General features: G+C 63.5%; 19 protein-coding genes. 10 read left to right on the top strand and 9 right to left on the bottom strand.

Annotated features, from left to right (window positions below):
• Positions 1-4: 4 nt before the first annotated feature.
• From J2X54_RS21205 to J2X54_RS21215, 3 genes are all read right to left on the bottom strand, one after another.
• On the bottom strand, positions 5-418 hold the full coding sequence (locus J2X54_RS21205; RefSeq protein ID WP_310183372.1) for a hypothetical protein: 414 nt from the start codon (positions 416-418) through the stop codon (positions 5-7).
• Positions 415-1,104, bottom strand: a complete 690-nt coding sequence (locus tag J2X54_RS21210) for a DUF433 domain-containing protein (protein WP_310183373.1) — start codon at positions 1,102-1,104, stop codon at positions 415-417. The genes J2X54_RS21205 and J2X54_RS21210 overlap by 4 nt, the downstream gene beginning before the upstream one ends.
• An 87-nt stretch (positions 1,105-1,191) precedes the next feature.
• The gene (locus tag J2X54_RS21215; protein ID WP_070250938.1) at positions 1,192-1,965 is read right to left on the bottom strand and encodes an exodeoxyribonuclease III; all 774 of its coding nucleotides are present in this window, start codon (positions 1,963-1,965) and stop codon (positions 1,192-1,194) included.
• A 96-nt stretch (positions 1,966-2,061) separates the two neighbouring features.
• Between J2X54_RS21215 and pyrE the strand changes: the two genes are divergently transcribed.
• Together pyrE and J2X54_RS21225 are read left to right on the top strand one after the other, a co-directional pair.
• The gene (pyrE, locus tag J2X54_RS21220) at positions 2,062-2,727 is read left to right on the top strand and encodes an orotate phosphoribosyltransferase (RefSeq protein ID WP_310183375.1); all 666 of its coding nucleotides are present in this window, start codon (positions 2,062-2,064) and stop codon (positions 2,725-2,727) included.
• A gap of 236 nt (positions 2,728-2,963) precedes the next feature.
• Positions 2,964-3,335 (top strand): hypothetical protein, encoded by a 372-nt coding sequence (locus J2X54_RS21225; RefSeq protein WP_310183379.1) that lies wholly within the window; start codon positions 2,964-2,966, stop codon positions 3,333-3,335.
• Positions 3,336-3,337: 2 nt separating this feature from the next.
• On the opposite strand, the gene J2X54_RS21230 is transcribed toward J2X54_RS21225, so the two are convergent.
• Positions 3,338-4,273 (bottom strand): sodium-dependent bicarbonate transport family permease, encoded by a 936-nt coding sequence (locus J2X54_RS21230; RefSeq protein ID WP_070250942.1) that lies wholly within the window; start codon positions 4,271-4,273, stop codon positions 3,338-3,340.
• A 109-nt stretch (positions 4,274-4,382) separates the two neighbouring features.
• Here J2X54_RS21230 and J2X54_RS21235 point away from each other — a divergent pair, with 109 nt between their 5' ends.
• Entirely contained in the window at positions 4,383-5,357 is a 975-nt protein-coding gene (locus tag J2X54_RS21235) for a LysR family transcriptional regulator (RefSeq protein ID WP_310183383.1), read from the top strand.
• Between the two features lie 15 nt (positions 5,358-5,372).
• Here the strand turns inward: J2X54_RS21235 and J2X54_RS21240 are convergent, their stop codons facing one another.
• The 5 genes from J2X54_RS21240 to gatC all read right to left on the bottom strand — a co-directional run bounded on the left by J2X54_RS21240 (position 5,373) and on the right by gatC (position 10,648).
• On the bottom strand, positions 5,373-6,644 hold the full coding sequence (locus tag J2X54_RS21240) for a M56 family metallopeptidase (protein WP_310183386.1): 1,272 nt from the start codon (positions 6,642-6,644) through the stop codon (positions 5,373-5,375).
• Positions 6,641-7,015, bottom strand: coding sequence for a BlaI/MecI/CopY family transcriptional regulator (locus J2X54_RS21245; RefSeq protein ID WP_070250947.1), 375 nt, complete (start codon positions 7,013-7,015; stop codon positions 6,641-6,643). The genes J2X54_RS21240 and J2X54_RS21245 overlap by 4 nt, the downstream gene beginning before the upstream one ends.
• Positions 7,016-7,192: 177 nt before the next feature.
• Positions 7,193-8,653, bottom strand: coding sequence for an Asp-tRNA(Asn)/Glu-tRNA(Gln) amidotransferase subunit GatB (gene gatB, locus J2X54_RS21250; RefSeq protein WP_310183388.1), 1,461 nt, complete (start codon positions 8,651-8,653; stop codon positions 7,193-7,195).
• 21 nt (positions 8,654-8,674) lie between these two features.
• Positions 8,675-10,159 carry an Asp-tRNA(Asn)/Glu-tRNA(Gln) amidotransferase subunit GatA gene (gene gatA, locus J2X54_RS21255; protein WP_310183390.1) on the bottom strand — a complete coding sequence of 495 codons (1,485 nt, stop codon included), beginning with the start codon at positions 10,157-10,159 and terminating at the stop codon, positions 8,675-8,677.
• Between the two features lie 186 nt (positions 10,160-10,345).
• Positions 10,346-10,648 (bottom strand): Asp-tRNA(Asn)/Glu-tRNA(Gln) amidotransferase subunit GatC, encoded by a 303-nt coding sequence (gatC, locus tag J2X54_RS21260; protein WP_070250953.1) that lies wholly within the window; start codon positions 10,646-10,648, stop codon positions 10,346-10,348.
• A 273-nt stretch (positions 10,649-10,921) separates the two neighbouring features.
• Between gatC and J2X54_RS21265 the strand changes: the two genes are divergently transcribed.
• From J2X54_RS21265 to mrdA (J2X54_RS21295), 7 genes are all read left to right on the top strand, one after another.
• Positions 10,922-11,965, top strand: coding sequence for a rod shape-determining protein (locus J2X54_RS21265; protein WP_008445008.1), 1,044 nt, complete (start codon positions 10,922-10,924; stop codon positions 11,963-11,965).
• 93 nt (positions 11,966-12,058) lie between these two features.
• Complete coding sequence (gene mreC / locus J2X54_RS21270) at positions 12,059-13,309, top strand: rod shape-determining protein MreC (RefSeq protein WP_310183396.1); 1,251 nt, start codon at positions 12,059-12,061, stop codon at positions 13,307-13,309.
• Entirely contained in the window at positions 13,306-13,818 is a 513-nt protein-coding gene (gene mreD / locus J2X54_RS21275; protein WP_070251855.1) for a rod shape-determining protein MreD, read from the top strand. The genes mreC and mreD overlap by 4 nt, the downstream gene beginning before the upstream one ends.
• 13 nt (positions 13,819-13,831) lie before the next feature.
• A complete protein-coding gene (gene mrdA, locus J2X54_RS21280) occupies positions 13,832-15,811 on the top strand; it encodes a penicillin-binding protein 2 (RefSeq protein WP_310183399.1) in 1,980 nt (659 codons plus the stop codon).
• Positions 15,812-15,820: 9 nt separating this feature from the next.
• Positions 15,821-16,933: a rod shape-determining protein RodA gene (rodA, locus tag J2X54_RS21285; protein WP_070251857.1), complete on the top strand. Its 1,113-nt coding sequence runs from the start codon at positions 15,821-15,823 to the stop codon at positions 16,931-16,933.
• Positions 16,933-18,087: a rod shape-determining protein RodA gene (gene rodA, locus J2X54_RS21290; protein WP_070251858.1), complete on the top strand. Its 1,155-nt coding sequence runs from the start codon at positions 16,933-16,935 to the stop codon at positions 18,085-18,087. Before rodA (J2X54_RS21285) ends, rodA (J2X54_RS21290) begins: the two co-directional genes overlap by 1 nt.
• Positions 18,084-20,198: a penicillin-binding protein 2 gene (gene mrdA / locus J2X54_RS21295; RefSeq protein WP_310183403.1), complete on the top strand. Its 2,115-nt coding sequence runs from the start codon at positions 18,084-18,086 to the stop codon at positions 20,196-20,198. The genes rodA (J2X54_RS21290) and mrdA (J2X54_RS21295) overlap by 4 nt, the downstream gene beginning before the upstream one ends.
• The last annotated feature ends 2 nt before the right edge of the window (positions 20,199-20,200 follow it).

Genomic DNA, 20,200 nt, shown 5'->3' on the forward strand with positions numbered 1-20,200 from the left:
GACTTTAAAATGGGATGGCCTGAAACTTGGTCACCGGGGAGTGTCGCCATGGCACCCGATATGCGCCGCCGGAAACCAGTTCCGAATAGGCCACCACTTGTGGCCACCATCTGACCAGTCGCTCCGACTGTGCCCAGAACGCTTGCGTGGACCACTGCGCGTCGAGAATGAATACAGTATGTCCTGCCCGCCGGATGGCTTGACGCTCGGCGCCATGTTGCTGCTTGAACCGGTCGATGGAGATGATGTACCACTGACCATCCTGGGCGAGATCACCGATCCAGGTGAGATCTTTCGCGTCCCGCGCGAAGCGGTCGGTCAAGTGGATGACGTCTTCAACCTGCGGAGCAACCTTCGATAACTCCCTGATGCCGTGGGCAAGATGGGGTGATAAATTATTATCGAAGAAGAATTTCAAGCTGCGAGGCTTTCTTCGAATTCGATGGCCTCGGTGACCATCTTTGGCGGGATATCGAAGACTCTTGCAACCATGTCCCTGTTGCGGCCTTCGGCCAGGAACGAGGCGTAGATGGTATCGGTAGGGATGCCCGCGCTGGCGATGATGGGCGTGCCGAATTGGAGCGCGGGATCGAGCACAATGGTTTTTCGTTTGCCCAGCGGGAACCAGCGCACGGCGCTCTCCTCGTCGTACTCGATGCCCGCATACAGGGACGGGCTGACTATGTCCGAGAACACGAATTGCCGGTGCACGACATCGACGATCTTTTCATCGCCGCTAGCCGCTTCCACCGCTTGCAAAAAGATGCGCTTGCCATCGGTACGGAACTGGCGATTGGTCAGGGGATAGTCGTTGCCAAAGTATTGCGTGGCTGCTTGAATCGTGGCCCGGATAACCTTCAGGTCGACACCGTGTTCGACAAACGCCGCTACCATGCGCAATTCCAGCAGATCGCGGAAGCCGATCACATCGCCCGGCAAATCCTGGCCCGTGAACTGCGTGGTCCATAACGGCTCGGACCGTACGTGCTGGCCCTTGTTTTTGCGCGTGTAGCCCTGTAACCAGCGCCTCAGCGAACGTGGCTCGGCCCCGACCAAGCGCGCAGCTTGGTGCAATGGGTAGATGCCGGTGCCGATGAGTTCCATGAGGTCTGGGAAAAGAGTTGAGGGCGCGTAGTTGACGTTATCAGAACCTGCGTCCTTGATCAATCTTTAAGCGCTGCGGTGTGCCGTTCACTCGTGCGCGTAATCGATAATCAACGGCGCATGATCGGAAAACTTCTCTTCCTTGTACACGGCCACGCTGGTGGCGCGGGCGGCGATGCCGGGGGTGGCGACGTGGTAGTCGATGCGCCAGCCGACGTTCTTGGCGTAGGCCTGGCCACGGTTGCTCCACCAGGTGTACTGCTCCTCGCGCGGGTCGAGGCCGCGGTGGACGTCGACGTAGCCCACTTCGTCGAAGATGCGGGTCATCCATTCGCGCTCTTCGGGCAGGAAGCCAGAGTTTTTCTTGTTGCCTTTCCAGTTCTTGAGGTCGATCTCCTTGTGGGCGATGTTCCAGTCGCCGCAGATCACCACTTCGCGGCCTTCCGCGTGCAGCAGTTGCAGGTGCGGCAAGAACAAATCCATGAAGCGGAACTTGGCTTCCTGGCGCTCGGGGCCGGACGAGCCGGACGGGCAGTACACGGAAATCACGGTCAGGTTGCCGAAGTCGCAGCGCACGTAGCGGCCTTCGCGGTCGAACTCGGGGGCGCCGAAGCCGATCACCACGCGGTCCGGTTCGAGGCGGCTGTAGATGCCGGTGCCCGAGTAGCCCTTCTTTTCGGCGTAGTGGAAGTGGCCGTGGTAGCCGCCCGGGTTGAGGAATTCCGGCGTCATGTCCGGCGCTTGCGCCTTGAGTTCCTGGACACAGACGAAATCGGCATCCTGCCTGGCCAGCCAGGTGAAGAAACCCTTGGACGAGGCGGAGCGGATGCCGTTCAGGTTGGCGGAGATGATTTTTGGCATGAAGGCAAGTGCTTGAAAAAGCGTCGAAATTTTGGAATGCGCTAGTGTAGCGGTAAAATACCGGCACTTTCCAGAATTGAACAGAAATGAGGCAGCATGAGCAATTTACGTCAGGATTTCATCGAGTTTTCGGTCAAGACCGGAGTGTTGCGCTTTGGCGAGTTCACCACCAAGGCCGGGCGCCAGTCGCCGTACTTCTTTAATGCCGGACTGTTCCATGACGGCGCCACGCTGGCCCAGCTGTCGCAGTTTTACGCGCAGACCCTGCTCGACTCGGGCGTGGGATTCGACATGCTGTTCGGCCCCGCCTACAAGGGCATCACCCTGGCCTCGGCCACCGCGATGGCGCTGGCTGGCAAGGGCCGCAACACCTCGTTCGCCTACAACCGCAAGGAAGCCAAGGACCACGGCGAGGGCGGCACCCTGGTTGGCGCCAAGCTGGCCGGCAAGGTCGTCATCATCGACGACGTGATCTCGGCCGGAACCTCGGTGCGCGAGTCGGTGGACATGATACGCGCCGCCGGCGCCGAGCCATGCGCGGTGCTGATCGCACTCGACCGCATGGAACGCGCCGGCAAGGATGGTCAACTATCGCCGAACTCGGCGGTGCAGGAAGTGGCGATCCAGTACAACATCCCGGTGATTTCCATCGGCAACCTCGACGACCTGTTCGGCTACCTGAACGGCGCCGGCGCCGATCCGCAACTGCTGCAACACAAGGACGCGGTGGCGGCCTATCGCGAGCGCTACGGAATTATTTGATGTTAGCAGCCTGTCGGACTTGGGATCGTCAGCTGCAAAAATACCTGGATCGGTCCATATTTCGCCAATTTCTCGGCCCATAGCCCACTATGGGCACTGCGAAATCGACAAAATCTGTCCTCGATCAGCTATTTTTCGCTTTGACTCCCCAAGTCCGGCAGGCTGCAAGTCTTCTGGACGCCGGTGTTTCTTTGGTGTAATCTTTTAGATCGGCGTACAGACCAACCGAGGCAGGCATGAACATAGCAACATTGAAGGTACACGGCGGCGACGAAGGACTGGCCGATATCCGCGACGGCTTGCCGGTCGAGCCCGATGGCGACTGGCGCCGTGGCGACGTCAAGCCCGACGGCCGGGTACGCATTGATTCCGGTTTCTACGTGCGCATCGCCACCGACGACAATCCCGATGAACTGCTCAAGGCGATCCGTACCTTCCTGGCCGAGTCGTCCGCGCGCGGCATCCACTTCGAGCGCGCCGACGTGGCGGCCGAGTTGCGCATCTCGTTCAACTCCGAGCGCGGCGCGGCCACGCCCACGCTCGACTTCTCGCTGTCCGACCTGGCCCTGCTGGTCGAGATGGGCATCAACCTCAGCATTACCGCCTGACCTCAGACGCCCAGCCAGTGCCGGTACAACGGCAAGCCCAGTAGTACATTGACCGGGAACGTGATGCCCAGCGCAGCGAGCATCGCCAGCCCGATATCGGCCTGCGGGATGGCGGCGCGGATCGCGGCCGGCGCGGCGATATAGGACGCGCTGGCGGTCAGGGCGGCCAGCACCAGCGTGGTTCCCGGCGGCAGCCCCAGCACGGTGGCCACGGCTATCCCGGCCCAGGCCAGCACGAACGGCGCCACCGCTGCAAACACCATCAGGCGCCAGTGCTGCAACGGCAGCGGCCGGCATACGCGCGCCGTGCACAAGCCCATTTCAAGTAAAAAGATCGCCAGCATGGCCTTGAAGCCGCCCAGCATCACGGGGGCGATCGGCGCCATGCCTTGCGGTCCGTACAAAGCACCGATCAGCACGCCGCCACCGAGCAGCACCACGCCACGGCTGGTGAGCGCTTCGCGCCAGATGGCCATGCCGCCGTGGCTTGACGACGCGCCGCCCTGGCGCCGATGGTGCAGCCACAACATCACCACGATGGCTGGCAGTTCCAGCATCACCAGGTACAAGGTGGTTTGCGGACTCACGGCCAGGCCATCGTGCTCGGCCAGCGCCAGGGCCACGGCAAAGGTACCGGCGCTGACCGAGCCGTAATGGGCGGCGATGCTGAGCGCGTTGGGACGGTCGAGCCGTACCAGCCGGCGCAGCACCGGGTAGCACAGCAGCGGCAGCGCCACGCCCAGCGCGGCCACCACCAGCAGCTCGACCACGATGGCGCCGGTAACATGGCCGTGCAGCGCCATGCCGCCTTTTAAGCCAAGCACCAGCATCAGCAGGATGGCCAGCGTGTCGTAGGTGGGTGAGGGGAGTTTCAGGTCTGATTTGACGAGGCCGGCGCACAGGCCGAGGGCGAAGAAGGCAATAACGATGTCAGGCATGGAGAAAAGTTTCTAATTGGAATGCTCGCCATTGTGCCGATCACCGCGTATATTGAATAATAAAACCTTCTGCAATAGGCCATAGAGCATTATCTATGAATGGACCGACATGAACATCCGCCACCTGAGTTTTCGCCTGCTGCAAATCTATGTGCAAGTGGTGCGCAGCGGCAGTATTTCCGCCGCCGCCCGCGCCATGCACCTGACCCAGCCCACTGTGTCGCTGCAAATGAAACGGCTGGCCGAGGCAGTGGGCGCGCCGCTGTTCGAGCAACGCGAAGGGCGCTTCGAGCGCACCGCCGTCGGCGAGGAATTGTTTTGCGCCGCGTGCGACGTGCTGGGCCGCTTCGACGATTTCAATGGCTACCTGGAACGCGCGCGCGGCGGCTCGTCCGGCCACATCAACGTGGCCGTGGTCACCACCGCGAAATACGTGCTGCCGCGCATCATGGGGGCGTTCTACCGCCAGTTTCCCGCTATCGGCATGACGCTCAGCGTGGGCAACCGCGCGCACATCCTGGGCCGCTTCGAGCGCCAGGAGGACGAACTGTACGTGTTCAGCCATCCGCCGAGCGGGCCGCAGGTGCAGGCTGCGCGCATCTTGCGCAATCCCCTGCAGATGATCGCGCCGCAGGACCACTGGGCGGCAGCCGGCCCGCAAGTGACGATGGCGCAGTTGCGCGGCGAGCGCTTCCTGGTGCGCGAACCGGGGTCGGCCACGCGGATGATGTTCGAGTCGTGGCTCAGCGCCCAGGGCATGGATCTCGGCAATACCATGCAGGTCGAGAGCAACGAGGCGATCCGGTTGAGCGTGGCGTCGGGGCTGGGTGTGTCGGTGATTTCCGAGCACACCTTGCAGGAGGGCCGCGAAAGGCTGGCGGTGCTGCCGGTGGCCGGCTTTCCGCTCGAGAGCAACTGGTACCTGGTGGCGCGCAAGGACCGCCGCCTGTCGGCGCCGGCGCACAGCCTGATCAAGTTTATTGCCGGTCACCTGCACGAATGCGTGGAGCCGGCCTGTGCTCACTGGGTGGCGCCCGGGATTGCCGGGCTGGACGCGCATTTCATGCCGGCTGCGCGTCCTTGAGTCAGTCCTTCCCGCTTATTCCAGGTTCCAGTTGTACACCATCTTCAGCGACGACTCGACCGGTTTGCCGGCCTTGGTAGCAGGGATGAAACTGCACTTCTCGATGCCGGTGCGGGCGGCCTGGTCGAGGTCGGGATGACCACTGGTCTTTTCGATCTTGCTGGACTTGACCTTGCCGTCGGCGCCGATGGAAAAGCCGAGTGTGACCATGCCGGTACGTTGCTGGGCCACCGCCGCCGCCGGGTATTCCGGCTTGGCGCAGCTGTCGAAATTAACTACGGCCTTGACTGTTTTGTTCTTGGCCGTGGTGGCCTCGGCCGCCGTTGCCTCAGCATAAATTGTGACACAGGCCAGCGCCAGTCCCAGCATCGGAATCGCGGCTTTCCAGTTCAGGGCCTGCGGGGCAGGGCGCATCAGGTGTTGAATACGATCCATCAGATTTCCTCCGTTGGCCGCTTGGGCCAGGTGGTGGGTGGAGAACTGGAGACGTTCCAGTTCGGATAAAGCAAGTGCCAGACGCCGCGGTTCGCCGAGCTGCCTTGCTGCGAAATCATCTGCAACCAGTTCGCGTTCGGCACGGATGCGGTTCGAGAGCCACCAGACGGCCGGGTGGTAGAACAGCAGCGTTTCGATCACGTTCTGCAGCAGGTTGACCAGGTAATCGTGACGGCGCACGTGCGCCAATTCGTGCGCCAGCAGCGCTTCGAGCAGGTCGGGCGGCATGCGGGCGGCCAGCGCAGCCGGCACCAGCACCACCGGCCGCCACCAGCCGGCCGTGACCGGGCTGGCCAGCACTTCGACGATCCTCAGGCGCACCTGGCGCGTGATGCCGAACGCCTGCGCCATCTGCGACAGCCGTGCCTGCCAGCGTGCCTGCACCGGATCGTGGCGGCTGGCGTTGCGCCGCACCGTACGCTCGATCCACAGCAGCCCCAGCGCCATGCGTACCGACAGCACGGCCGCGCACAGCGCCCAGACGCTGACAATGCTCCGGACCGCAGCGCCGAGGTCGATCAGTTGACCGTTGCCGACCATGTTGCGGACCGCGAACTGCATCATGCCGGCCGCTTCACCTGGTGCTGCCGCGCCGTTGCCGAGGCGTTCGACCAGGCCCAGCGCGGGCCAGGCCAGGCAGGCCAGCAAGGCTGTGCACGCCACCAGGTAGCGGTATTCGGCGCGGCTGTTGCGCAGCAGCGCGAGCACGACGGCGGTGGCGCAGCCGATCAGCAAGCCCTGCCACAGGAAGTGGACCAGGGTGGCGCCCAGCATGGCGATGAAGGCGCTCATGGCTTTGGATCGTCCTTGAGCATGGCTTCAATCTCGGCCCGCTCTTTCTTGGAAATGCCCGAACGCAGCGCCGCCAGCACCAGCGCCTTGGCCGAACCGGAAAAAGCCTTGTCGATCAGGTCGCGCAGCAGGTTGGTTTGCAGCGAATCCTGGGCCTGGGCTGGCGCATAAATATGCGAGCGCTGGCTCTCGTCGCGAATCAGGATGCCCTTGGTGTGCATGATCTGCATCAGCCGCAGCACGGTGCCGTAAGCGAGCTCGGGCTTGTGTGCCAGCATCGCTTCGTGCACCTGCTTGGCGGTCGATGCGCCAAGCGGCCACAGGGTTTGCAACAGTTCGAGTTCGGCGGCGGTGGGTTTCGGGATGCTCATGGTGGTGTCGGTCAGGTGTGTCAGTGGTTGTAGATTAGTCTGTCTAGACAAAAATGTATACTTTATTCGACAGCCCTTTGAAGGCTGTGGCAGATTATAGACAGGACTGTCTACATTGGCATAAAAAAACGCCCCGCGAGCTGAAGCTGGCGGGGCGCGATCGGAGTGTTGGAAGGATCAACCGGCCAGCTTGGCTTTCAGCAGTTCGGTCAGCTGGGCCGGGTTGGCCTTGCCGCGCGAGGCTTTCATGGCCTGGCCGATCAGGGCGTTGATCGCTGCTTCCTTGCCGGCGCGGTACTGCTCGACCGACTTGGCGTTGGCAGCCAGCACTTCGTCAACGATCGCTTCCAGTGCGCCCGTGTCCGAAATCTGCTTCAGGCCTTTCGACTCGATCAGCGCATCGACCAGGTTGTCGTCGTCCGATTTCGCCGCCCACATGTCGGCAAACAATTCCTTGGCGGTCTTGTTGTTGATGGTGCCGTCGGCGATGCGCTTGAGCATCAGCGCCAGTTGCGCCGGCTTGACCGGGGCCTCCCCGATGTCCACGCCTTCGCGGTTGACGGTGGACGAGACGTCGCCCATCAGCCAGTTGGCGGCAGCCTTGGCGTTGTCCTTGCCGGCCGCATCGACCACAGCAACAAAATATGTCGCCATCGCTTTCGAGGCGGTCAGTACCAGCGCGTCGTATTCGGGCAGCGCGTAGTCGGAAATGAAGCGGGCGCGCATGGCGTCGGGCAGTTCCGGCATCGCGGCCTTGACTTGCTCGATCCAGGTGTTGGAGATGACCAGCGGCGGCAGGTCGGGGTCGGGGAAGTAGCGGTAGTCCTGGGCGTCTTCCTTGCTGCGCATTTCGCGGGTTTCCTTGCGGTCCGGGTCGTACAGGCGCGTCGCTTGCACGACCTTGCCGCCGTCTTCGATCAGCTCGATCTGGCGGCGCACTTCGACGTGCACGGCTTCTTCGATGAAGCGGAACGAATTGAGGTTCTTGATCTCGCAGCGGGTGCCGAACTCCGTTTGTCCTTTCGGCCGTACCGAGACGTTGATGTCGCAGCGGAACGAGCCTTCCTGCATATTGCCGTCGCACACGCCAAGCCACATCACCAGCGAGTGCAGGGCCTTGCAGTAGGCCACCGCTTCGGCGGCGCTGCGGATTTCCGGCTCGGAGACGATTTCCAGCAGCGGCGTGCCGGCGCGGTTCAGGTCGATGCCGGACATGCCGGCGTAGTCTTCGTGCAGCGACTTGCCGGCGTCTTCTTCCAGGTGGGCGCGGGTGAGGTTGACGGTCTTGGTAACGAACTGGCCGTCCTTTTCATAGCCGAACGTGACCGCGCCGCCAATGACCACCGGGTCTTCGAACTGGCTGATCTGGTAGCCCTTGGGCAGGTCCGGGTAAAAATAGTTTTTGCGAGCGAAGATCGAGGCTGGCGCGATTTTCGCACCCACGGCCAGGCCGAAGCGGATCGCACGATCGACGGCTTGCTTATTCATCACAGGCAGCACGCCCGGCAGCGCCAGGTCCACCGGGCTGGCCTGGGTGTTGGGGGCCGCGCCGAACGTGGTCGGCGAGCCGCTGAAGATTTTTGATGCGGTGGTGAGCTGCACGTGGTTCTCAACACCGATGACGACTTCCCATTCCATATTGTTCTCGCTTTAGATTCTTTAGATACCGCTCGGTGCGCGGGTGTGCCAGTCGGTCGCCTGCTGGTAGGCGTGGGCGACGTTCAACAGCTTGGCTTCGCCGAAATGCTTGCCGATGATTTGCAGTCCTACCGGGCGGTTGGCGTTCTTGTCGCCCTGGCCGAAACCGACCGGGATCGACATGCCCGGCAAGCCGGCCAGGCTGGTCGAGAGCGTAAAGATGTCGGCCAGGTAGGCGGCAACCGGGTCGTCGGACTTGTCGCCGAGGTCCCAGGCCACCGTGGGGGCCACCGGTCCCATGATGACGTCGCACACGGCGTTGGGGCCGTTCAAGACCGCTTCGAAATCCTCGGCGATCAGCCGGCGGATTTTTTGCGCCTTGAGGTAATAGGCGTCGTAGTAGCCGTGGCACAGCACGTAGGTGCCGACCATGATGCGGCGTTTGACTTCGGCACCGAAGCCTTCGGCGCGGGTTTTGCGGTACATGTCGCCCAAGTCCTTGTAGCCGTCGGCGCGGTGGCCGAAGCGCACGCCGTCAAAGCGCGACAGGTTCGACGAGGCTTCGGCGGGGGCGATCATGTAGTAGGCTGGAATCGAGAGCGCGGTATTGGGCAGCGAGATATCGACCAGGGTGGCGCCCAGTTCCACGTACTTGGCCAGTGCGGCGCGCACGGCGTCTTCGACGTCCTTGGCCAAACCTGCGCCGAAGTATTCTTTCGGTACGCCGATGCGCAGGCCGGTCAATGGCTGGCCCAGTTCACGCGTGAAGTCTTCGTCGATGCCGCCCAGTTCGGGCGTCAGGCTGGTGGAGTCGCGTTCGTCGAAGCCGGCCATGGCGTTGAGCAGCAGCGCGCAGTCTTCGGCGGTTTGCGCCATCGGGCCGCCCTGGTCGAGCGACGAGGCAAACGCGATCATGCCGAAGCGCGATACGCGGCCATAGGTCGGCTTGATGCCGGTGATGCCGCAGAAGGCGGCCGGCTGGCGGATCGAGCCGCCGGTGTCGGTGCCGGTCACGCCCGGCGCCAGGCGCGCGGCCACGGCAGCGGCCGAACCGCCGGACGAACCGCCCGGCACGGCAGTCTTGTCCCAGGGGTTTTTCACGGCGCCGAAGGCCGAGTTTTCATTGGCCGAGCCCATGGCGAATTCGTCGCAGTTCAGTTTGCCCAGCGTGACCATGCCGGCGGTGCGGAACTTTTCCACCACGGTGGCGTCGAACGGGCTCACATAGTTGGCCAGCATTTTCGAGCCGGCGGTCGAGCGCCAGTCGCGGGTGACGAAAATATCCTTGTGGGCGATCGGCACGCCGGTCAGCGCGGTGGCGGTGCCGTTGGCGATACGTTGATCGGCATCGGCAGCTTGCGCCAGGGTGAGGGCGCGGTCGACGTGCAGGAAGGCATTCAGGTCGCTTTGCTCGATACGGTCGAGGAAATGCGTGGCCAGCTCTGTGGCGGTAATGGCTTTGCTTTGCAGCAGCGCGGACAGCTCTTTAATGGTTTTGGTGTGCATGGCGTTCAATTCAGAATTCGTGGTGCCGTGGTTGTCAGTCGTACAGATACCGATGACCGCTTTGTTATCCGCTGCTCCGTCATTCCCGCGCAGGCGGGAATCCATAGAACGCTGGCATGGCTAACTCAGTATGGATACCCGCTGTCGCGGGAATGACGGATTCGAAGGCGCGTACTTGCCAAGGCGTTATTCAATCACCTTCGGCACCAGGTACAAGCCGTCCTGGGTCTTCGGCGCCACGGCCTGGTAGTCGTCGCGGCGGTTGGTTTCGGTGGCGTTGTCTTCGCGCAGGCGCAGCGCGATGTTGTTCATGTGGGCGGCCAGCGGGTGGCTCAGCGGGGCCACGCCGTCGGTATTGACTGCCTGCATCTGTCCGGCCATCTCGAAGATACCGTTGAGTTGGTCGAGGGCGGTGGCGCTCTGCGCTTCGCTCATCTCCAGTTGTGCCAGCTTGGCAATACGTGTTACGTCGGATAGGGTCAGGGACATGGCGTAGGGCGCGGGGAAAGCCGCGCAAATGTTTAAATTGTTACAATGATAAAAACTTGAAATTCCGCTAAAGCGCTGGTAAAAGCCGACGATTACCGCTTAACTTGCGGACTGGACTGATACACTTTCGGGCTGATTTTCGGCAAATTGCATTCAAATTATAAGGTAGAATGGCGGGTTGATGCGTTGCCGGGGCTGAATCATTGCCACCGCCGCTCACCACAGGACATCTTTCTACAGCTTACGCGCACCCAGTGGCGCCACAGGACACACATGTTTGGTTTTTTACGCAGGTATATTTCCACCGATCTGGCCATCGACTTGGGCACGGCCAACACTCTGATCTACGTCCGCGGCCAGGGCATCGTCCTTGATGAACCATCGGTCGTTGCGATCCGCCAGGAAGGCGGCCCGAACGGCAAGAAGACGATCCAGGCAGTTGGTAAGGAAGCAAAACAGATGCTGGGCAAGGTGCCTGGCAATATCGAGGCGATCCGCCCGATGAAAGACGGCGTGATCGCCGACTTCACCGTCACCGAGCAAATGCTCAAGCAGTTCATCCGCATGGTGCACGATTCCAAGTTCTTCCGTCCGTCGCCGCGCATCATCATTTGCGTACCGTGCGGCTCCACCCAGGTGGAACGCCGGGCCATTCGCGAATCGGCACTGGGCGCCGGCGCCTCGCAGGTGTACCTGATCGAAGAGCCGATGGCGGCAGCCATCGGCGCCGGCCTGCCGGTGTCGGATGCGACCGGCTCGATGGTGGTCGATATCGGTGGCGGCACCACCGAGGTGGGCATCATCTCGCTGGGCGGCATGGTCTATAAAGGCTCCGTGCGCGTCGGCGGCGACAAGTTCGATGAAGCGATCGTCAACTACATCCGCCGCAACTACGGCATGCTGATCGGCGAGCAAACCGCCGAGGCGATCAAGAAGGCCATCGGTTCGGCCTTCCCGGGTTCGGAAGTGAAGGAAATGGAAGTCAAGGGCCGCAACCTGTCCGAAGGCATTCCACGGTCGTTTACCATTTCGTCCAACGAAATCCTCGAAGCGCTGACCGATCCGCTCAACAACATCGTTTCCGCCGTCAAGAACGCGCTGGAACAAACCCCGCCGGAACTGGGCGCCGACATCGCCGAAAAAGGCATGATGCTCACCGGCGGCGGCGCGCTGCTGCGCGACCTCGACCGCCTCTTGATGGAAGAAACCGGTCTGCCGGTGCTGGTGGCCGAAGACCCGCTCACCTGCGTGGTGCGTGGCTCGGGCATGGCGCTCGAGCGCATGGACCAACTGGGGTCGATCTTCTCCTACGAGTGATCAAATAGATAAAACCGGGGCCGCTAAGCGGCCCCGGTTCATTGGGTGAGTTGACAGTCTGGTTGGCGCGGGAGCGCCGGATTATTGAAAGTCATGGAATACAGTCCTCCGCCACTTTTCAAGCAAGGCGCTTCGGCGCGGGTCAAGATGACGGTGTTCGCCTGCATATCGATCGTGCTGCTGCTGGTCGATTCGCAGATGCGCACGCTGGGCACCGTGCGCCAGGTCGTCGGCACCGTACTGCATCCGCTGCAGATGGTGGCACTGCTGCCGCGCGACGCCATCTATGGCGCCGGCGATTACTTCTCCTCGCTCGCGGAGATGAAAAAACAGGTCGATGAACTCAAACGCCAGCAGATCGCCGATGCCCAGGCGCTGCAGCAGGCGCAGTTGCGCACGGCCGAAAACAACCAGCTGCGCCGCCTGATGGGCGCGCGCGAGCAGGTGCCCACCAAGTCGATCCTGGCCGAAGTGCTGTACGACGCGCGCGACGCCAGCAGCCGCAAGATCATCCTCAACCGCGGCAGCAACAGCGACGTCTCGCTCGGTCTGCCCGTGATCGACAACCAGGGCGTGGTCGGCCAGGTCACGCGCGTGTTCCCGTTCACGTCCGAAGTCACGCTGCTGACCGACAAGGACCAGGCCATTCCCGTGCAACTGCTGCGCAACGGCTTGCGCAGCGTGGCTTACGGCCGCGGCAAGATCGGCTCATTGGAGTTGCGCTTCACCGCGCCCAATGCCGACATCAAGGTCGGCGACATCGTGGTCACGTCCGGCCTCGATGGCATCTACCCGGCCGGACTGGCCGTGGCGCGCGTCACGCAAGTCGACAGCAACGCCAGCGGCGCTTTTGGCGGCGTGATCTGCCAGCCGCTGGCCGGCATCCAGAACAACCGTCAATTGCTGATCTTGATGTCGCCACCGGAAATCGCCCCGCGCCCGCCCGAGGAAGAACCACGCGTGCCGCGCAAGGGTAACAACCGCATGGCGCCGATCAAGGATCCGGCCAAGGAAGAGGCCCCGGCTGCTGGTGCCGCTGTTGGTGCACCTGCTGCCGCTGCTGGCTCGGATTTGATACCGAAGCCGCCTGCAATCACGACGCCTACGCCGCCGGCAACCACGACGGCTGCTGGTGCGCCAACTGCTGCCACGCCGGCGACTACCGCGAGCGCCAGGCCGGCCGCCGGAGCGCCGGCCGCCGGAACGCCGGCCGCCGGAGCGCCGGCCGCAGCGACGCCAGTAACCAGAGCGCCGGCTGCCACCACCCCGGCCACCGGCGCGCCTGCCGCTGCCACGCCTTCCAGAGCGCCGGCCGCCACCCCCACCAAGGAACCGGCCCGATGAACCGTCCTCACTACATTCTGCTGCCGGTCAGCCCGCTGTTTATCGCCTTCAGCCTGCTGTGCTCCTTTTTACTGAACCTGCTGCCGTGGGGCCACCTGATCGGCGTGCCCGATTTCGTCGCGCTGGCGCTGGTGTTCTGGGGCGTGCACCAGCCGCGCCGCGTGGGCATCGGCACCGCATTCTTCCTCGGCCTCCTGATGGACGTGCACGATTCCACCCTGCTGGGCGAGAACGCGCTGTCGTACACGCTGCTGTCGTACTTCGCCATCATGCTGCACCGGCGCGTGACGTGGTTCCCGCTCATTACCCAGGCCACGCACGTGTTTCCGCTCCTGGTGATGGCGCAGGCCGTGCAGCTGCTGGTGCGGTTCTTCGCGTCGGGCCAGTCGCCGGCGTGGTATTTCTTCCTGGAGAGCGTGGTGGCGGTGTGCCTGTGGCCCGTGGCGTCGTGGCTGCTGCTGGCGCCCCAGCGGCGCGCGGTGGACCGCGACCATACGCGGCCCATCTGACGGCTGGTAGTGCATGACTGAGCTCAAGGACAACCAGCTGGAATTGCACAAGTTCCGTCTGCGCCTGACGGTAGTGGGCGGCGTGGTGTTCACCTGCTTTGCCCTGCTGCTGGCGCGCCTGGTGTGGCTGCAAGTGGTCAAGCACGAAGACTACGCGGTCAAGGCCGAGGACAACCGCATTTCGCTCGTGCCGATCCAGCCCAATCGCGGCCTGATCGTCGACCGCAACGGCGTGGTCCTGGCCCGCAACTACTCGGCCTATACGCTCGAGATCACGCCGTCCAAACTCACCGCCACGCTGGATGAGACCATCGATGCGCTGTCGAAACTGGTGGCGATCGACATCAAGGACCGCAAGCGTTTTCGTCACCTGCTCGAGGAATCGAAGCGCTTCGAGAGCGTGCCGTTGCGCACCCGCCTCACCGACGAGGAAGTGGCGCGCTTCACCGCCCAGCATTTCCGCTTTCCCGGCGTGGAAATCCAGGCGCGCCTGTTTCGCCAGTATCCGCTCGGGGAAACCGCGTCTCACGTGATCGGCTTCATCGGCCGCGTCAACCAGGCCGAGGCCAAGTCGCTGGCCGACAGCGACCAGGGCGCCAACTACAACGGCGCCGACCATATCGGCAAAGAGGGCATCGAGAAAAGCTACGAGCGCCAGTTGCACGGCACCACCGGCTACGAAGAGGTGGAAGTGTCGGCAGGCGGGCGCGCCGTGCGCACGCTGTCGCGCCGCAACGCCACGCCCGGCAGCAACCTGATTCTCTCGATCGACATCGAGCTGCAAAAAGTGATCGAGGAAGCGTTCGGCGAATGGCGCGGCGCCCTGGTGGCCATCGAGCCGGAGACGGGCGACATCCTGGCCTACGTCTCTCGTCCCGGTTTCGATCCCAACCTGTTCGTCGACGGCATCGACACCCAGAGCTGGAACGAACTCAATACCTCGCTCGACCGGCCGATGGTGAATCGCCCACTGTCGGGCACTTATCCGCCGGGATCGACCTTCAAGCCGTTCATGGCGCTGGCCGCCCTGGAACGCGGCTACCGCACGCCGGGCCAGAGCATCCACGACGCCGGCTTCTTCACGCTGGGCGGCCACCGCTTCCGCGACGACAAGCCGGGCGGCCACGGCACGGTGGACATGTTCAAGTCGATCTCGGAATCGTGCGATACCTATTACTACATCCTCGGCAACGAGATGGGCATCGACACCATCAGCGAGTTCATGAAGCCGTTCGGCTTCGGCCAGTTGACCGGCATCGACCTCGAACATGAAAAGCAGGGCGTGCTGCCATCGAAAGAATGGAAGCGCAACCGCTTTAAAAAGAACGCCGCCGCGCAGCGCTGGCAGCTGGGCGACACCATCTCGATCAGCATCGGCAACGGCTACAACAACTACACGCCGCTGCAGATGGCGCACGCGGTGGCCAACCTGGCCAACAACGGCGTGGTGATGAAGCCGCACCTGGTAAAAATCCTCGAAGACGGCGGCACCCATGCGCGCCAGCTGACGGTGGCGCGCGAAAGCTACCGCATCCCGCTCAAGCAGCAGAACGTCGACTTCATCAAGAGCGCCATGGTGGGCGTGACCACCAGCGGCACTGCCAGCAAGGTGTTCGCCAACGCCGGCTATATCTCCGGTGGCAAGACCGGCACCGCCCAGCTGTTCGCCATCAAGAAGAACGAGAAGTACAACGCCAAGCTGGTCGCCGCCCACCTGCGCGACAATGCGCTCTACACTGCGTTCGCTCCCGCCGACAAGCCGCGCATTGCGATTGCGGTGGTGGTGGAGAACGGCGGCTTCGGCGCCGCCGTGGCCGCGCCGATCGTGCGCAAGGCGCTCGACTTCTACCTGCTGGGCAAGCGCCCGAACCAGAAAGACACCACCCCGGTGCCCAAGGAAGACGCCGTGCTGCGCTCGGTGGACGACATCGAGGCCGAACATGGCGTGGTCGAACCCAAACCGGGTGTGGACACCCCGGGCAATACCGAATAAGGAACCGCAATGCGCATCCACGAAAGGCGCTCCCTGGGGCGCCGCCTACGCCCATACTTCACCGTGTTCGACGGTCCGCTCACGCTGATCATCGTGGCCCTGCTCACGGTGAGCATGATCACGCTGTACTCGGCCAGCATCGGCATCCCCGGCAAGATGGAAGACCAGGTGCGCAATATCCTGCTGTCGTTCCTGGTGATGTGGGTGGCGGCCAACATCTCGCCGCAGACCATGATGCGCATTGCCGTGCCGGCGTACGCGGCCGGCATGATATTGCTGGTCGGCGTGGCGCTGTTCGGCATCATCAAGCTCGGTGCGCGGCGCTGGCTGCACGTCGGTATCGACATCCAGCCGTCGGAGTTCATGAAGATCGTCACGCCGATGATGCTGGCGTGGTTTTTCCAGCAGCGCGCCGGCCAGTTGCGCTGGCATTCGTATCTGCTGGCGGCCGTACTGCTGATGGCGCCCGTGCTGTTCATCGTGCGCCAGCCCGACCTGGGCACGGCGCTGCTGGTCGTCGCTGCCGGCTTTACGGTGATCTTCCTGGCCGGCCTGGCGTGGAAAGCGATCGGCGTGCTGCTGGTGCTGTTCGGCGCCAGCCTGCCGGTGATCTGGACCCTGCTGCACGACTACCAGCGCGAACGCGTGATGACCCTGATCGACCCCACGTCCGACCCACTTGGCAAAGGCTTCCACATCATCCAGTCCACCATCGCGGTCGGCTCGGGCGGCATGACCGGCAAGGGCTGGACCCATGGCACCCAGGCCCACCTGGAGTTTGTTCCCGAGCGCACCACCGACTTCATTTTCGCCGTGTACTCCGAGGAGTTCGGCCTGATCGGCAACCTGGTGCTGATGCTGCTCTACCTGCTGCTGGTGGGACGCGGCCTGATGATCGCCGGGAACGCGGCCAACCTGTTCAGCCGCCTGCTGGCCGGCGCCATGACCATGATCTATTTCGCCTACGCGTTTGTGAACATGGGCATGGTCAGCGGCATCCTGCCGGTGGTGGGCGTGCCGCTGCCGTACATGAGCTACGGCGGCACCGCGCTGCTCACACTCGGCCTGGCCGGCGGCATCCTGATGAGCATCCAGCGCCACCGCAAGCTGGTGCAGACCTGATGGCGGCCTTGAATCCCGGCCGCTCGCTGTTGCAGCGCCTTCGTCCCTATGTGGCGGTGTTCGACCTGCCGCTCGCGCTGATCATCCTGCTGCTGCTGTCGGTGGGGCTGGTCACGCTGTATTCAGCGGGACTGGCGATTCCCGGCAAGGTCACCGACCAGGTGCGCAATATCGGCGCCGCGTTCGTGGTCATGTGGCTGGCCGCGAACACGCCGCCGCAAACCCTGATGCGCATTGCCGCGCCAGTGTATGCACTGGCCGTGCTGCTGCTGGTGGCGGTGGCCCTGTTTGGCACCATCAAGGGTGGTTCGCGCCGCTGGATCACGGTGGGCGTGCAGATCCAGCCGTCCGAGTTCATGAAAATCGCCATGCCGCTGATGCTGGCGTGGTATTTCCAGCTGCAGGCCGGGCGCCTTCGCTGGCACACTTACGCGGCGGCAGCGGCCCTGCTGGCGGTGCCGGTACTGTTGATTGCGCGCCAGCCCGACCTGGGCACCGCGCTGCTGGTGGTGGCTGCCGGCGGCGCCGTGATCTACCTGGCCGGCCTGGCCTGGAAGGTGCTCGCTGCGCTGGCGCTGGCCGGATGCGCGGCGCTGCCGGTGCTGTGGACCATGTTGCACGACTACCAGCGCGAACGCGTGCTCACCTTGATCGACCCGTACCACGACCCGCTGGGGCAGGGCTTCCACATCATCCAGTCGATGATCGCCATCGGCTCCGGCGGCGCGGGCGGCAAGGGCTGGACCCACGGTACCCAGGCCCACCTGGAGTTCATCCCCGAGCGCACCACCGATTTCATTTTTGCCGTGTTCTCCGAGGAGTTCGGCCTGGTGGGCAACCTGGTGCTGGTTACCCTTTACCTGCTCCTGATCTGGCGCGCGACGTCGATTGCGCTCAACGCGCCCACTTTTTTCACGCGCCTGCTGGCGGGCGCCATCACCATGATTTACTTTACCTACGCTTTCGTGAACATGGCCATGGTCAGCGGCATCGTGCCGGTGGTCGGTGTACCGCTGCCGTTCATGAGCTACGGTGGCACTGCGCTGTTTACCCTCGGCATCGGCGCCGGCATCCTGATGAGCATTTCGCATTTCACCCGCACCGTGCGCCATGGCGCCGGTGGCAGTGTTCCCGCCTGGGGAGTGACGGCATGATCGAAATCAAGGATACCGAGCGCGAACTGCGCGAGTTCCGCACCCGTATTGCGGTGCTGGTCGGCGTGGTGTTCCTGTGCTTCTCGTTGCTGCTGGCGCGCCTGGTGTGGCTGCAGGTGGTCAAGCACGACGACTTCGCCGTCAAGGCGGAGGAGAACCGCATCGCCATCGTGCCGATCGCGCCGAACCGGGGCCTGATCTACGACCGCAACGGCGTGGTCCTGGCCAACAACTACTCGGCTTACACGCTCGAGATCACGCCGTCGAAACTGACGGCTTCGCTCGACGACACCATCGAAGAGCTGTCCACGCTGGTCAACATCGAGGTGAAGGACCGGCGCCGCTTCAAGAAGCTGATGGAAGAATCGAAACGCTTCGAGAGCGTGCCGCTGCGCACCCGCCTGACCGACGAGGAAGTGGCGCGCTTTGCCGCGCAGCGCTTCCGCTTTCCCGGCGTGGAAGTGCAGGCGCGCCTGTTCCGCCAGTACCCGCTGGGAGAGACCGCCTCGCACGTGATCGGCTTCATTGGCCGCATCAACCGCACCGACGCTGCCGCCATCGACGAGCGCGAGGAAACCGCCAACTATCGCGGTACCGACCATATCGGCAAGGAAGGCCTGGAGAAGAGCTACGAGCGGCAACTGCACGGGCGCACCGGCTACGAAGAGGTGGAAGTGTCGGCCGGCGGTCGTGCCATCCGCACGCTGTCGCGCAAGCCCGCCACGTCGGGCGACAACCTGATCCTGTCGATCGACATCGAGCTGCAAAAGGTGGTGGAGGACGCGTTTGGCGAGCGCCGTGGCGCGCTGGTCGCCATCGAGCCGGAGACGGGCGACATCCTGGCTTACGTGTCGCGCCCCGGTTTTGACCCCAACCTGTTCGTCGACGGCATCGACACCCAGAGCTGGAACGAACTCAATACCTCGCTCGACCGGCCGATGGTCAACCGACCGCTGTCGGGCACCTATGCACCCGGTTCGACCTTCAAGCCCTTCATGGCGCTGGCCGCGCTGGAACTGGGCAAGCGCACCACCAGCTACGCCACGTACGATCCGGGCTTTTACATGCTGGGCGGCCACCGCTTCAACGATGACGTGGTGGGTGGCCACGGCATGGTGCCGATGCACAAATCGATCGTGGTCTCGTGTAACACGTATTATTACGAGCTCGGCCACGACATGGGCATCGACATGATCCACGATTTCATGAAGCCCTTCGGCTTCGGCCAGAAGACCGGCATCGACCTGGTGGGCGAAAAAATCGGCGTGCTGCCGTCGCAGGACTGGAAGCGCAAGCGCTTCAAGGGCGCCGCCGGGCGCTGGGTGGGCGGCGACACGATCTCGGTCAGCAACGGCTCGGGCTACAACGCCTACACGCCGCTGCAGATCGCCCATGCCATGGCCAACCTGGCCAACAACGGCGTGGTGATGAAACCGCACCTGGTCAAGATCCTGGAAAACGGCGGCACCCGCGCGCGCACGCTCACGGTGTCGAAAGAGAGTTACCGGATTCCGCTCAAGCAGGAGAACATCGACTTCATCAAGAACGCCATGGTGGGTGTGACCACCGAGGCTGGCGGCACCGGCGTGCGCGCGTTTACCGGCGCCCAGTACCGCGTGGGCGGCAAGACCGGTACCGCACAGGTGATCACCATCAAGAAGGGCGAGAAGTACAATGCCGCCAGGCTGGCCGAACGCCTGCGCGACAACGCGTTGTTCGTGGCCTTCGCGCCGGCCGAAAAGCCGCGCATCGCGCTGGCGCTGGTGGTGGAAAACGCCGGCAAGGGCGGCCTGGAAGCGGCGCCGATCGCGCGCAAGGCCATCGATTACTATTTGCTGGGTAAACGCCCGGCCGGCAAGGACACCACCAAGGTGGAGAAGGAGGATGCCGAAGAGATCCTGCCGGTGGAAGGCCAGACGCTCGAAGAGCAGGCCGCCGCCGCGCGCTTCGAAGCGCTGGGCACCCCGCCGCCGGGACTGATACCGACGCAGTCTGCGCCGGCGCCAGCACCGGCCCCAACGCCGGCACCGGCGCCCACGCCAGCTCCAGCGCCAGTCCCGGCGGCGCCTGCGCCCGCCCCGCAGCCCGCACCAGCGGTGCGCAAGAACTGAAA

It is taken from the genome of Duganella sp. 3397, assembly GCF_031456625.1.
Lineage (GTDB): Bacteria > Pseudomonadota > Gammaproteobacteria > Burkholderiales > Burkholderiaceae_D > Rugamonas > Rugamonas phyllosphaerae.

Coding starts and splice junctions, on each gene's coding strand:
- J2X54_RS21210 (WP_310183373.1), bottom strand. CDS start 1,104: ATGGAACTCATCGGCACCGGCATCTACCCATTGCACCAAGCTGCGCGC.
- J2X54_RS21215 (WP_070250938.1), bottom strand. CDS start 1,965: ATGCCAAAAATCATCTCCGCCAACCTGAACGGCATCCGCTCCGCCTCG.
- pyrE (WP_310183375.1), top strand. CDS start 2,062: ATGAGCAATTTACGTCAGGATTTCATCGAGTTTTCGGTCAAGACCGGA.
- J2X54_RS21225 (WP_310183379.1), top strand. CDS start 2,964: ATGAACATAGCAACATTGAAGGTACACGGCGGCGACGAAGGACTGGCC.
- J2X54_RS21230 (WP_070250942.1), bottom strand. CDS start 4,273: ATGCCTGACATCGTTATTGCCTTCTTCGCCCTCGGCCTGTGCGCCGGC.
- J2X54_RS21235 (WP_310183383.1), top strand. CDS start 4,383: ATGAACATCCGCCACCTGAGTTTTCGCCTGCTGCAAATCTATGTGCAA.
- J2X54_RS21240 (WP_310183386.1), bottom strand. CDS start 6,644: ATGAGCGCCTTCATCGCCATGCTGGGCGCCACCCTGGTCCACTTCCTG.
- J2X54_RS21245 (WP_070250947.1), bottom strand. CDS start 7,015: ATGAGCATCCCGAAACCCACCGCCGCCGAACTCGAACTGTTGCAAACC.
- gatB (WP_310183388.1), bottom strand. CDS start 8,653: ATGGAATGGGAAGTCGTCATCGGTGTTGAGAACCACGTGCAGCTCACC.
- gatA (WP_310183390.1), bottom strand. CDS start 10,159: ATGCACACCAAAACCATTAAAGAGCTGTCCGCGCTGCTGCAAAGCAAA.
- gatC (WP_070250953.1), bottom strand. CDS start 10,648: ATGTCCCTGACCCTATCCGACGTAACACGTATTGCCAAGCTGGCACAA.
- J2X54_RS21265 (WP_008445008.1), top strand. CDS start 10,922: ATGTTTGGTTTTTTACGCAGGTATATTTCCACCGATCTGGCCATCGAC.
- mreC (WP_310183396.1), top strand. CDS start 12,059: ATGGAATACAGTCCTCCGCCACTTTTCAAGCAAGGCGCTTCGGCGCGG.
- mreD (WP_070251855.1), top strand. CDS start 13,306: ATGAACCGTCCTCACTACATTCTGCTGCCGGTCAGCCCGCTGTTTATC.
- mrdA (WP_310183399.1), top strand. CDS start 13,832: ATGACTGAGCTCAAGGACAACCAGCTGGAATTGCACAAGTTCCGTCTG.
- rodA (WP_070251857.1), top strand. CDS start 15,821: ATGCGCATCCACGAAAGGCGCTCCCTGGGGCGCCGCCTACGCCCATAC.
- rodA (WP_070251858.1), top strand. CDS start 16,933: ATGGCGGCCTTGAATCCCGGCCGCTCGCTGTTGCAGCGCCTTCGTCCC.
- mrdA (WP_310183403.1), top strand. CDS start 18,084: ATGATCGAAATCAAGGATACCGAGCGCGAACTGCGCGAGTTCCGCACC.